Origin of the sequence: Hydrogenophaga sp., from assembly GCF_050250835.1 — a bacterium.
Classification (GTDB): domain Bacteria; phylum Pseudomonadota; class Gammaproteobacteria; order Burkholderiales; family Burkholderiaceae_C; genus Hydrogenophaga.
Genome location: NZ_JBFWNX010000023.1, coordinates 1 through 12470 on the forward strand (window position 1 = coordinate 1; position 12470 = coordinate 12470).

14 protein-coding genes are annotated in these 12470 nt (G+C 65.4%); 11 read left to right on the forward strand and 3 right to left on the reverse strand.

What is annotated here, in order from left to right:
- Nucleotides 1-155: 155 nt before the first annotated feature.
- Complete coding sequence (locus AB7F11_RS19630) at nt 156-842, reverse strand: hypothetical protein (protein ID WP_428291739.1); 687 nt, start codon at nt 840-842, stop codon at nt 156-158.
- Between the two features lie 17 nt (nt 843-859).
- Nucleotides 860-1648: a transposase gene (locus AB7F11_RS19635; protein ID WP_428291740.1), complete on the reverse strand. Its 789-nt coding sequence runs from the start codon at nt 1646-1648 to the stop codon at nt 860-862.
- A gap of 279 nt (nt 1649-1927) precedes the next feature.
- Between AB7F11_RS19635 and AB7F11_RS19640 the strand changes: the two genes are divergently transcribed.
- Complete coding sequence (locus AB7F11_RS19640; protein ID WP_428291741.1) at nt 1928-3001, forward strand: hypothetical protein; 1074 nt, start codon at nt 1928-1930, stop codon at nt 2999-3001.
- On the opposite strand, the gene AB7F11_RS19645 is transcribed toward AB7F11_RS19640, so the two are convergent.
- Entirely contained in the window at nt 2985-4037 is a 1053-nt protein-coding gene (locus tag AB7F11_RS19645; protein WP_428291742.1) for an NAD(P)H-dependent flavin oxidoreductase, read from the reverse strand. The two genes, AB7F11_RS19640 and AB7F11_RS19645, sit on opposite strands and share 17 nt — an antisense overlap.
- A 79-nt stretch (nt 4038-4116) precedes the next feature.
- On the opposite strand from AB7F11_RS19645, the gene hpaR reads away from it, so the two are divergent.
- From hpaR to AB7F11_RS19695, 10 genes are all read left to right on the forward strand, one after another.
- Entirely contained in the window at nt 4117-4593 is a 477-nt protein-coding gene (hpaR, locus tag AB7F11_RS19650) for a homoprotocatechuate degradation operon regulator HpaR (protein WP_428291743.1), read from the forward strand.
- On the forward strand, nt 4590-5249 hold the full coding sequence (locus AB7F11_RS19655) for a fumarylacetoacetate hydrolase family protein (protein WP_428300319.1): 660 nt from the start codon (nt 4590-4592) through the stop codon (nt 5247-5249). The genes hpaR and AB7F11_RS19655 overlap by 4 nt, the downstream gene beginning before the upstream one ends.
- Nucleotides 5246-6028: a fumarylacetoacetate hydrolase family protein gene (locus AB7F11_RS19660; protein WP_428291033.1), complete on the forward strand. Its 783-nt coding sequence runs from the start codon at nt 5246-5248 to the stop codon at nt 6026-6028. Before AB7F11_RS19655 ends, AB7F11_RS19660 begins: the two co-directional genes overlap by 4 nt.
- Nucleotides 6025-7494 carry a 5-carboxymethyl-2-hydroxymuconate semialdehyde dehydrogenase gene (hpaE, locus tag AB7F11_RS19665; RefSeq protein ID WP_428291032.1) on the forward strand — a complete coding sequence of 490 codons (1470 nt, stop codon included), beginning with the start codon at nt 6025-6027 and terminating at the stop codon, nt 7492-7494. The genes AB7F11_RS19660 and hpaE overlap by 4 nt, the downstream gene beginning before the upstream one ends.
- Before the next feature lie 77 nt (nt 7495-7571).
- A complete protein-coding gene (gene hpaD / locus AB7F11_RS19670; protein WP_428291031.1) occupies nt 7572-8495 on the forward strand; it encodes a 3,4-dihydroxyphenylacetate 2,3-dioxygenase in 924 nt (307 codons plus the stop codon).
- Between the two features lie 7 nt (nt 8496-8502).
- Complete coding sequence (locus AB7F11_RS19675) at nt 8503-8949, forward strand: 5-carboxymethyl-2-hydroxymuconate isomerase (RefSeq protein WP_428291030.1); 447 nt, start codon at nt 8503-8505, stop codon at nt 8947-8949.
- Nucleotides 8950-8954: 5 nt separating this feature from the next.
- Nucleotides 8955-9782 carry a 2-oxo-hept-4-ene-1,7-dioate hydratase gene (hpaH, locus tag AB7F11_RS19680; protein ID WP_428291029.1) on the forward strand — a complete coding sequence of 276 codons (828 nt, stop codon included), beginning with the start codon at nt 8955-8957 and terminating at the stop codon, nt 9780-9782.
- An 11-nt stretch (nt 9783-9793) separates the two neighbouring features.
- The gene (locus AB7F11_RS19685) at nt 9794-10621 is read left to right on the forward strand and encodes an aldolase/citrate lyase family protein (RefSeq protein WP_428291028.1); all 828 of its coding nucleotides are present in this window, start codon (nt 9794-9796) and stop codon (nt 10619-10621) included.
- 13 nt (nt 10622-10634) lie between these two features.
- Entirely contained in the window at nt 10635-11429 is a 795-nt protein-coding gene (locus AB7F11_RS19690; protein WP_428291027.1) for a class II aldolase/adducin family protein, read from the forward strand.
- A 3-nt stretch (nt 11430-11432) separates the two neighbouring features.
- On the forward strand, nt 11433-12449 hold the full coding sequence (locus AB7F11_RS19695) for a 2-dehydropantoate 2-reductase (protein ID WP_428291026.1): 1017 nt from the start codon (nt 11433-11435) through the stop codon (nt 12447-12449).
- Nucleotides 12450-12470: the final 21 nt, after the last annotated feature.

Below are 12470 nucleotides of genomic sequence, written 5' to 3' on the forward strand. Positions count from 1 at the left end.
GAATATCGAGCCATCAATCGAATCCGATGACACTCAGGGTTCATGAAAAAGGCGAACCGCCTCGGGTTTCATGGAGACCGGTTGGCCGGCGTTGCCCGGAGGGGTTTCGACATGGCCTCTCGACTATTTTCACCAGCTACATAGTCGTCCCTGATTTATTCAAATTCGAGCAGCGGCCGCAGGTCAACTCCCGTGCAGCGCCGGATGTCTGGGGTATTGCGTGCAGACATCCACGACATCGCAGTCCTGAAGGGCTTCGCCATGACAGACGCCAGGCAAGGCAGCAAAGACTGCCCATGTGAGCGCGCTTGTAGCAGGCACAAAAACGTCACCGCCAGGAAGTTGATGCCCCTCTTGGCGACCATGAGCAGCAGCCAACGGACGTTGTAGCCCGCCGTGCATGGCACCGCGTGCACCCGGTCGCCCTGTTCACCCTTGAGGTGACAGTGCCCCATCCGGTGGTCGCTCTTGAGGTGGCGGATGATGGGCTCGATGGCCTGGCGCCGTTTGAGCAGCTTTCTCTCTTGTTCGCTGATCCGCTTGGCCTTGCCCCGGTAGCTCAGATCCACGAAGGCCGTCGCTGGTCTGGATGTGGGGTCTTGCATCAGGATCGTGGCCTGCTCCAGTTGCTCGGCCAAGGTGTGCCCATCGTACGGGTTGCCGTGGAATGCACGCGCGCCCACGATCAGGTTGCCCCGCAGCGCAATGGCAGTGCCCGCCTTCACCCCGAACTCGTAGGGGGTTCTCGCCTTGCCCTTGCCGATGCAGTCCACCTCGGGAGCATGCCAGGCGTAGAGCTTGGGATGTCCATCCGCCGCTTTGCGTTGGCCGCTCTGGGACACGATGCGCCGGGCCTTGTTCAAAGTCTCAGCGAGCGCCTCACGCACAGTTTGCCCGATGGCGCTGCCCGGCGCTCAACCTCGCGCTTCAGGCTCCCGACGATGGAGCGCTGGCGCTTGATGGCCCGGCGCATGCGCTTGAACTGGCGGGTATGTGGGTAGCGACTGGCCTTGCGGCCCAGATTCTTGCCCTCCTTGGCAAAGGTCTGTTTCAGATCGACCCCGGCGTCCTTGGCGGTCTCCAGCAAGCGGCTGTCCGTGGGGTGAGCAATCGCCTTGTGCTGCACCGTGCTGTCCAAGATCGCGCGGGGGAGCTCCTGTGGCTTGAACAGCTTGAGGATCACGGCCACGTTGATCGTTTGCGCTAACAGTTCCTCGACGCCTTCCTCACCCAGCAACTGGCGCAACTTGATCAGGGTGGTCGCGTCGCAGGGGAGGCGGTGTTCAAGGTACGCCCGGCCCGAGAAGAACGGCCACGTCGGCGTCTCGCCCCAGCGCTCAACGACGCCCTCGCCGGACTCGTTGAAGGCGTGTTTGAGATACAGCAGCGCGATCATGATGTGCAGCGGCACGCGGAGGCGTCCGGCGTTGCTGGCAACAGCGGCATGTTGCACCAGCTCGCCGAAGAGGTCCAGGCCGGGCGGGGCTACACCGGCGCGGCCTCTGCGAGAGAAGACCTGAGCAACCTGCGCTTCAATCTCCTGCCAGGGCATGCGCGAGCCCAGCACGGCCGGCGAATGGCGCAGGGCGATCATGTGATCGATGCGCGAGCGGAAGAAATCATCGGTGGCGACACAGGCAAACAGCACGGCAGAACACCCGGAAATCTGCCCCTATTGGAATTCAAGCCGGAAGTCTCGGCCATCAGCAATCACCCGAAAGTCTAGTGTTTATGCGGGCTCCGGAGATTCTTTAGGGTCGACTTCCTATTCCTCGGATTCCGCTGTTCCTGAATCTGCAGCCCGACCTCTCATCTTTCATACGTTCACCAACCTCGTTTCAAAAGCAAGACCCCGCGCCATCTGTCAAGGGGTGCAATAGCGTTGGAATCCATCGGCTTCTATGCTGGGCAATATAGTCGAGAGGCCATGTCTCAACTCCCGTCCGATGCCGCCGCCTTGCGTGTGCTGGCGCCCAGCGCGCAAACGCTTTCGGCCGCTGCACGCGCCTACAACCTGCAGCTCACCCGCATCGACAAGCTCAAGAACCAGCTTGCCGAGCTCAATGCGCTCGGGCAGGCGCACCGGTGGGCGCTGCTGGATGCGGTGGCGCCTCTGCGCGTGCAGGTGGCGCAACGGCAGCGCGACCTGGCGCTGGCGCTCGACGCCCGCCTGCAAGGCAAACTGCTGAGCGAGGGGCAGGCCGTGACGGCACGCGAGTGGTTGTGTCGGCTGGCGCGCACCCTGGCCGAAGCAGGTGAGGCCGACATGCGGGAACTGCACGACCGCCACAGCCCACGTTCTCTGGCGCAACTTCGGCAGGACCACGCCGACGCCATGCGCAGGCGACTTGAGGCCGTGCTCGGAGAGCCGCTCACTGACGAAAGCCAGGAACTGAGCGCCGAACAACTGGTACGAGCCGGCATGGAACGCCTGCGCCGTTTCCAGGAGGAGGCGCAGGATCGCAGGCGAGAAGCCGCAAACGCCAGGCGCTCGCGCAAGAAGCCGGGCGGTGCGCAGCGAAATGCCGACCAGCACGACGCCGACACGTTGCTTCGCCGTCTGTTCCGCCAGCTCGCCGGCGCACTGCACCCCGACCGGGAATCCGACCCCACCATTCGCCTGCGCAAGACCGCGCTGATGAGCGAGGCCAATGCGGCCTATGAGAAACGCGATCTGGTGACGCTTTTGCAGATCCAGTCCCGCGCCGAGCTGGCCGATCCGCAGGCGGTGCACCGGCTGACCGATGAACGCCTGGCGGCGCTCACACTGTTGCTCAAGGCGCAGGTGGCCGATCTGGAGCGCGAGCGTGCCGCGCGGCAGCAGGCGTTGTCGGCCGAGTTCGATTTGCCCGAGGGCACCTCGCCCAACGCCAACACCCTGTTGCAGCATCGCATCGACCAGGTGAAGGCGCTCGAATCCGAGCTGTCGGGGCTTTTGCAGGACCTCGACGAGGTGGCCGACGAGCGAAAGTTCAAGCGCTGGCTCAACGCCCGGCGCTGAAGCCCGCGATCAAGTCGCGCGTGATGTCTGTCGCCGGCAGCTCACGGCACCCGCTGGCGTTCTGGCCGGACCACAAGGGCGAAAAGTCCCCGCTGCCGTGCGCCTCCCAGTGCGCGCGCAGCGGCGCCATGGCCGCGGTGGCCAGTGGAAACGCCGGCGTGGCGGGGTTCATGGCGCCAAGTTCGCGGATCACGCGGTTGACAATGCCGCGAGCCGGGCGGCCAGTGAAAAGGTGCGTCAGGGCCGTGTGGTGCGCGGCTTCCGTCTGAAGCACGGCGCGGTGCACGGCGCCCGTGGTGGCCTCGTGGCTGCAGAGGTAAGCCGTGCCCACCTGTACGCCAGCAGCGCCCAGCGCCATCGCTGCGGCCACACCCGCAGCGTCCGCGATGCCGCCGGCCGCGATCACTGGCACGCTCACGGCGGCCACGATCTGTGGCAGCAGTGCCATCGTTCCCATCTGTGTGGACAGGTCGTCCGTGAGAAACATGCCCCGGTGGCCGCCGGCCTCCACCCCCTGGGCAATCACCGCATCCACGCCGAAAGCTTCGAGCCAGCGCGCTTCTTCGATCGTGGTGGCCGAGGAAATCACCACGCTGCCCCAGCTCTTGACGCGCTCCAGCAGGTCGATGTCGGGCAGGCCGAAGTGAAAGCTCACCACTTTGGGTCGAAACCGTTCCAGGATGTCGGCCGCCGCGCTGTTGAACGGCACCCGCCCTGGGCCGCTGGGTATGGCATTGATGTCCAGCCCGGCTTCCTCGTAGTAGGTGGCCAGCCAGAAGCGCCATGCGGCTTCGCGCGCGTCGTCTGGTTCGGGGGGTGTGTGACAGAAGAAGTTGACGTTGTAAGGGCGCGTGGTACCGGCCGCCAGTGCGCCGAGCTCCCGCTCCAGGGCCTCTGGCACGAGCATCGCGCAGGGCAGCGAGCCCAGCGCGCCCGCGTTGCTGACCGCCACCGCCAGCGCCGCGCCCTGAACACCCGCCATCGGCGCCTGGATCAAGGGATGTTGGGTGCCGATCAGGGTGGTGAATGCGTTCATGCTCGGCATTCTCGCCGGGGTATTCGGGCGGGTAAACCCTGAATGTGTTTCCAAAAAAATCATTTAACATATTAAATAAATGAGCGAGATTGATGCACCCTTTGTCCATCGCAACCTCCCGCGCCTGCTGCTCGAAGCGCGCGAGGCGGTGATGCTGCACACCCGCCCCAGCCTGCGTGAGCATGGCCTGTCGGATCAGCAGTGGCGCGTGTTGCGTGTGCTGGGTGAACACGCGCATCTGCCCGGCGGGGTGGAAACCGGTCGCGTGGCACGCGAGGCCTTTCTGCTGGGGCCCAGCCTCACCGGTGTGCTCACGCGCATGGAGCGCGACGGCCTGATCGAACGCAGCCGCTGCCCGCAGGACGCGCGCCGCACCGTGGTGCGCGCCACCGCCGTTGGCCTCAAGCTGGTCAAGACCTTGTCCGGCACCATCGAAGCGCACTACGCCTGGATGGAGCAGCGTCTGGGCAAGGCGCGCCTGGCGCAGCTCTACACCCTGCTCGACGAGGTGATCGCCCTGGAGCAACCCATGGATGCCGAGGTGCTGGAAGAATGAACACGACCCCATCCGCCACTTGGCTGCCCGGAGGCACGGTGTACGGCACGTTGCTGAACTTTCAGCGCGAGTTCGCACTGTGGGCGCCGCAGATGAACGAGCCACCTTACAAGTCGCCACCGAAAGCGCCGGTGCTGTATGTGAAAACCGCCAACACGTTCACGGCGTGCAGCCAGTCCATCGCGCTGCCTGCGGGTGCTTCTGTGGAGGTCGCGGCTTCGCTGGGCCTGGTGATGGGCGCCGGCGGCGTGACTGGCATCGTGCTGTTCAACGACGTGGCCATCGCGCACGAAAGTTATTACCGCCCTCCGGTGAAGACGCGCTGCGTCGACGGTTTCCTGGGCCTGGGGCCCGAATGCGTGCCCCTGGACCAGCTCGGTGGACTCAATGCACTTCGCGAGCTGGAGATCGAACTGCACCGCAATGGGGTGCACAAACAGACCACCAGGCTGGCCGAGTGGGTGCGTGATGCCGCCACGTTGCTGGCCGACGTGTGCGAGTTCATGTCGCTGCGACCCGGGGACGTGCTGATGACAGGCACCGACTGCCTGCCCGAAGGCCGTCGTGAACTGGTGCACGCGGGCGACACGGTGGAAATCACCGCGCCGGGTTTCCAGACGGTGGTGCACCACTTCGTGGCGGAGGAGTTGGCATGAAGCGCGCCCGCGTTCAATGGGGTGGCGCGACCCACGACGCCATCGAAGCCGAAGGTCGCCTCGAACTGTGTTCGGGCCAACACCAAGGCCGGCGTCTCTCGTTCGATGAAGTGGTCTGGCTGCCGCCGCTCGCGCCGACACCCGCACACCGACCGCGCACTGTGCTGGCGCTGGGCCTGAACTACGCCGACCACGCAAAGGAACTCGCCTTCAAGGCACCCGAGGAACCACTGGCCTTCGTGAAAGGCGAGGCCACGCTGATCGGCCACCGACAGTTCACTGTGCGGCCGGCCGGCGTGAGCTTCATGCATTACGAATGTGAGCTCGCGGTGGTGATCGGCCGCACCGCCAGGCGGGTGGTGAAAGCCGATGCGCTGGACTTCGTGGCGGGGTACACCGTGGCCAACGACTACGCGATCCGCGACTACCTGGAGAACTGGTACCGCCCCAACCTGCGCGTGAAGAACCGCGACACCTGCACGCCCATCGGGCCCTGGCTGGTGGACGCGGCTGACGTGCCCGACCCCATGAGCCTTGCGCTGCGCACCAGCGTCAACGGCCACGTCACGCAGCAAGGCAACACGCGCGACATGATCTTCGACGTGCCCACGCTGATCGAATACTTCAGCGGCTTCATGACGTTGCAACCCGGCGATCTCATCCTCACCGGCACGCCCGACGGCGTGGTCGACTGCCAGCCCGGCGACGTGATCGTCACGTCCATCGAAGGCGTGGGCGACCTCGTCAACACCATCACGCAACATTCCGCTTCGGCATGAACATCCAACACCTCATCCATGGCCAGTCCGTCGCAGGGCCCGCCACATTTGAAACCCTCAACCCTGCCACGCAAGAGGTGCTGGCCGAGGTGTCCACGGGCGGCCAGTCCGAGGTGAACGCGGCAGTGGCCGCCGCCAAGTCCGCGTTCCCGAAGTGGGCCGGCCTGCCCGCCACCGAGCGGTCCAGGCTCGTGCGAAAACTGGGTGAGCTGATCGCAGCGAATGTGCCCGAGATCGCGCGCACCGAGACCAACGACAGCGGTCAGGTGATCGCGCAGACCGGCAAGCAATTGATCCCGCGCGCGGCCGACAACTTTCAGTATTTCGCCGAGATGTGCACGCGCGTGGATGGCCACACCTACCCCACGCCCACGCATCTGAACTACACGCTGTTCCACCCGGTGGGTGTGTGCGCGCTCATCAGCCCGTGGAACGTGCCCTTCATGACCGCCACGTGGAAGGTCGCGCCGTGCCTGGCCTTCGGCAACACGGCGGTGCTCAAGATGAGCGAACTCAGTCCGTTGACGGCAGCGCGCCTGGGCGAGCTGGCGCTGGAGGCCGGCATTCCCGCTGGGGTACTGAACGTGGTGCATGGCTTCGGCAAGGAAGCTGGAGAGCCGCTGTGCGCACACCCGGACGTGCGCGCGATCTCGTTCACCGGCTCCACCGCCACGGGCAACCGCATCGTGCAGAGCGCGGGGCTGAAGAAGTTCAGCATGGAGCTGGGCGGCAAGAGCCCGTTCGTGATCTTCGACGACGCCGATCTGGACCGCGCGCTGGATGCGGCAGTGTTCATGATCTTCTCCAACAACGGTGAGCGCTGCACGGCAGGTAGCCGCATCCTGGTGCAGCAGAACATCTATGCGGATTTCGTGCAGAAGTTCACCGAACGTGCCCGGCGCATCAACGTGGGCGATCCTCTGGACGAGAAGACCATCGTCGGCCCGATGATCAGCCAGGCGCATCTGTCCAAGGTGCGCAGCTACATCGAGCTCGGTGCCAGAGAAGGAGCAACGCTGCTGTGCGGCGGATTGGACCGGCCTTCCTATGCGCCGGAGCTGCCGGCACGCGTGGCCAGGGGCAACTACGTCTGGCCCACGGTGTTTGCGGACGTGGACAACCGCATGCGCATTGCGCAGGAGGAAATTTTCGGCCCGGTCGCCTGTCTGATTCCGTTCAAAGACGAGGCGCATGCGATCGAACTGGCCAACGATATTCAGTATGGACTTTCCAGTTATGTGTGGTCGGAGAACCTGGGGCGTGCGCATCGGGTGGCGGCGTCCATTGAAGCGGGCATGTGTTTTGTGAATTCGCAGAATGTTCGAGATCTGCGCCAACCGTTTGGCGGCACCAAGGCGAGTGGCACGGGGCGAGAGGGGGGTGCCTGGAGCTACGAAGTGTTTCTGGAGCCCAAGAACATCGCCGTGTCGCTGGGGTCCCATCACATACCGCGCTGGGGTGTTTGAGTGGTCGCCAGCCTCAGCGAAGCGAACTGGAGTCTTGGTACCCGGTGTGCACAAGCCCAACCAGCGAGGGACAACCCATGGGAAAACTAGCCTTGGTCGCCAAGATCACCCACGTCCCCTCGATGTACCTCAGCGAACTCGACGGACCGCGCAAGGGCACCAGACAAGACGCCATCGACGGCCACAGAGACATCAGCCGCCGCTGCAGAGAGCTGGGGGTCGACACGATCGTTGTCTTCGACACCCACTGGCTCGTCAATGCCAGCTACCACCTCAACTGCGCGCCGCATTTCAAGGGCACCTACACCAGCAACGAACTGCCCCATTTCATCAGTAACATGGCCTATGAGATTCCGGGCAACCCCGCGCTGGGCCAGTTGCTTGCCCGGGTGTGCAACGAACACGGTGTCGAAACCCTGGCCCACCACGCCACCACCCTCGGTCCCGAATACGGCACCCTCGTGCCCATGCGCTACATGAACGAGGACCAGCACTTCAAGGCCATCTCGGTTTCCGCGCTCTGCCAGTCCCACTACCTCAACGACAGCGTGCGTCTGGGCTGGGCCATGCGCAAGGCCGTGGAAGATCACTACGACGGCACCGTCGCCTTTTTCGCCAGCGGTTCGCTCAGCCACCGCTTCGCGCAGAACGGCCTCGCACCCGAGTTCGCTTTTCGGATCTGGAGCCCTTTCCTCGAAACCCTGGATCGTCGCGTCGTGCAGATGTGGGAACAAGGCGAATGGAAAGCCTTCTGCGAAATGTTGCCCGAATACGCGGCCAAGGGCCATGGCGAGGGGTTCATGCACGACACCGCCATGATGCTCGGCGCGCTGGGCTGGAGTGCGTACGACGGCCAGGCCGAGATCGTCACGCCTTACTTCGGCGCCTCCGGCACGGGCCAGATCAACGCGGTGTTTTCCGTCACGGCGCAGACCGGCGCCGCCATTCCTGCGCCGCAAGCTTCGTCTGCCGCCGGTTACCAGGCTGTGAGCCGCCTCTGAAGTTCCCATGCCCCATCTTGTCGTTCTCTACACCCCCAACCTCGATCAACCTGCCACCGCAGGCGGGACCGACATGAAAGCACTCTGCCGCGAGCTCTGCGACGCCATGCTCGCCGTGCGCGACGAGGCCGACCGCCAGGTCTTCCCCACCGGCGGCACGCGGGTGCTCGCCTACCCGGCGGCGCACTGCGCGGTGTCCGATGGTGGGGCTGCCGGCGAAGCCGCGGGCCTGGGTGGTGACTACGCTTTCGTCTACATGAACTTGCGCATGGCCAAGGGTCGCAGCGCCGTCGTGCACCAGCGCGTGGGCGAAGCGCTTCAGGGTGTGGTGAAAGCCCGTTTTGCCACCCAGCTCGCCACGCGCCCCATCGGCATCACCGTGCAGGTGGACGAGGGGGGCGAGGTGTTCGACGGCAAGACCAGCTCCCTGCACCCCCTCTTCAACCGGAACTGACCCCCATGCTCGACGAAGCTCTCATCCGGCAGCTCGCCGCCGAACTGGACCAGTCGGAGAAGGCGCGCGTGCCGCTCGAACACTTCTCCAAACGCTTCCCGGGCATGACCATCGAAGACGGCTACCGCGTCGGCCGCGCCTGGGTAGCGTTGCAAAAAGCCAGCGGCAAGAAGGTCATTGGTCACAAGATTGGTCTCACCAGCCGCGCCATGCAGCTCTCGAGCCAGATTGACGAGCCCGACTTCGGCACCCTGCTCGACAGCATGCGGTTCACCGCGCAAGCCAGCCAGGTGCTGGAGATTCCCGCCAACCGCTTCATCGCACCGCGTGTGGAGGTGGAACTGGCCTTCATTCTCAAAGCGCCACTGCAGGGTGCGGATGTGACGGTGGAAGACGTGCTGGCCGCCACCGCGTACGTGACCCCCGCCATCGAAATCATCGACGCGCGCATTGAACAGTTCGACCGCCACACCAAGGTCATGCGCAAGGTGTTCGACACCATCAGCGACAACGCAGCCAATGCCGGCATCGTCGTGGGTGAGGGCGACGCCCGCTACCGTGCCGACCCACGCACCACCGACCTGCCCTGGTGTGGCGCCATCCTGCGTCAGAACGGGACGGTGGAGGAAACCGGCCTGGCTGCAGGCGTGCAGGGCCACCCCGCCATCGGCATTGCCTGGCTGGCGCACAAGCTTGCCCCCTGGGGTGAGTCACTGCAGGCCGGGCAGATCGTGCTGGCCGGCTCGTTCACCCGGCCCGTGGCCGCAAGGGCAGGCGATCTGTTCGAGGCCGACTACGGCCCGATGGGCTGCCTGCGTTTCAAGTTCGTCTGATCACCCACCCCATGCAAACCCCCGTCAACACCTTCAAGCAGTCGCTGGCCGCTGGGCAGGCACCCCTTGGCCTGTGGGCCGCGCTGGCCAGCCCCTACAGCACCGAACTCATCGCCGGAATCGGCTACGACTGGCTGCTCATCGACGGCGAACACGCGCCCAACGATGTGCGCAGCACCCTGGCGCAGCTGCAGGCGGTGGCCAGCGCGCAACTGGCCTTTGGCGACCGGCGCTCGCACCCGGTGGTGCGTGTGCCGGTGGGCACGGGCGACGTCGGCGTGGCGCTGATCAAGCAATACCTGGACATCGGTGTGCAGACCTTGCTGGTGCCCATGATCGACACCCCTGTGCAGGCTGAACTGGTGGTGAAGGCCACGCGCTATGCGCCCACCGGCATTCGTGGCATGGGCAGCGCTCTGGCGCGGGCCTCGCGCTGGCAGGCGCATGCGCAGTATGTGCACGAGGCCAACGAGCAGGTTTGCGTGCTGGTGCAGGCCGAGACTGTGGAAGCGATGAAGAACCTCGATGCCATCGCTGCCACGCCTGGCGTCGACGGTGTGTTCATCGGCCCGGCCGACCTCAGCGCTTCCATGGGCCACCCTGGCAACGCCGGCCACCGCGATGTGCAGGCCGCCATCCTCGACGGCATCGCGCGCATCCGCGCTGCCGGCAAGGCGCCGGGCATCCTGGCCACCACCGAGCCGCTGGCGCGGCAATGGCTGCAGGCCGGCGCGCAATTCGTCGCCGTGGGGGCCGACACCATGCTGCTGGCCGCCGGCGCCACCCGCCTGCTCGCACAGTACAAGGGCGCGGGCCAGCCCTCGCCCAACACCTATTGAAGGAGATGCACCCATGAACACGGCATTGAACCCCGCCAGCACCACACCCGCCGGCATGCACGCGGACGAGTGGGCCGCGCGAATCGAACTCGCCGCCTGCTACCGCGTCTTTGCCATGCTGGGGTGGACGGAGATGATCTACAACCACATCACGCTGCGTCTGCCCACCAGCGTGTGTGGAGATGACAAGCAGTTCCTCATCAATCCCTTTGGTCTTCACTACAGCGAGGTGACGGCCCGCAACCTGGTGAAGATCAATCTGCGAGGCGAGGTGCTTGACGGATCGCCGCACCCCGTGAACCCGGCCGGGTTCACCGTGCACGCCGCGATTCACGACGGCCTGGCAGGTGCGCACTGCGTCATGCACACACACACCACCGCGGGTGTGGCCGTCGCCTGTCTCAAGGGTGGCCTGCAGCAGACCAACTTCTACACCGCGCAATTGCACGACATGGTCGCCTATCACGCGTTCGAGGGCATCACCATCCACGCCGACGAAGCGCCGCGCCTGCTCAGAAGCATCGGCGACAAGCCGGCGGTGATCCTGCGCAACCATGGCTTGCTGGCCTGGGGCGCCACGCTGCCCCAGACCTTTGCCATCCTCTGGACGCTGCAGCGCGCCTGCGAGATCCAGATGGCCACGTTCTCCATGGGTGGCGCCGAGGCGGCCCTGCCGGTGTCAGAGGCCATTGCCGCAAAATGCACGCGCGACGCGTTGCAATTCAACCCCCACCACGGCGCGGGCCGCGATGTGTTTGACGCCCTGGTCCGGCAGGTGAATCGCCTGGACCGCAGCTACCTGGAGTAAGCCTTGCCCCCTCCCGACTTTCAACGCGTTGCCATCGTCGGCGCTGGTGCCATTGGCGGATGGCTCGGCGTGTTGCTCTCTCACACCGGGTGCCAGGTGAGTGCGCTCGCTCGTGGCGACACGCTGACCGCCCTGCAGCGCGATGGATTGCAGCTTCACCAGGACGGCAAGACCATCGGCGCGCCGGTAGAGGCTTCGGCCAGTGCAGTGGCACTGGGTGTGCAGGATCTGGTGATCGTCGCCGTGAAGTCACCGGCCCTGAGCGAAGTGGCGCGCAGCATGGCCCCGCTGATTGGCCGTCATACCGTGGTGCTCACCGCCATGAACGGCGTGCCCTGGTGGTTCTTCAATGGCTTCGGTGGCGCTCGGTCCGGCACGCGCCTGCAGGCGGTCGATCCGGGTGGCGACATCGACCGCGCCGTGCCCGCCCGCAACGTGATCGGAGGCGTGGTGCATGCCAGCTGCTCGGTCGATGCACCCGGCGTGATTCGCCACCATTTCGGCAATGGCCTCATCATCGGCGAGCCCTCCGGCGAACAGAGCGAGCGCGTGAACGCGCTGGCCGAGCTGCTGCGACGCGCTGGCCTCAATGCTTCGGTGTCGCCGCAGATCCAGAGGGACGTCTGGTACAAGCTGTGGGGCAACATGACCGTGAACCCGGTCAGCGCCCTCACCGGCGCCACCACCGACCGCATCCTGGGTGACGAGCTGGTGCGAGGCTTCATCAGCAGCGTCATGCTCGAAGCCAAGGCGATCGGTGCCCACATCGGCATCCCCATCGACCAGCAGCCGGAAGATCGCCACGCCGTCACGCTCAAGCTCGGCGCCTTCAAGACGTCGATGCTGCAGGACGTGCAGGCAGGAAAGCCGGTGGAGCTCGATGCGCTGGTGAGCGTGGTGCGCGAGCTTGGACAGCTCACCGGCGTGGCCACGCCATTCACCGATGCCTTGCTCGGTCTCTCGCGCCTGCAGGCGCAGACGCTCGGGCTCTACCCCGCGCCGCTGGCCCGGCAGGGTTAGCCCCCTACCGGAGCGGGACGG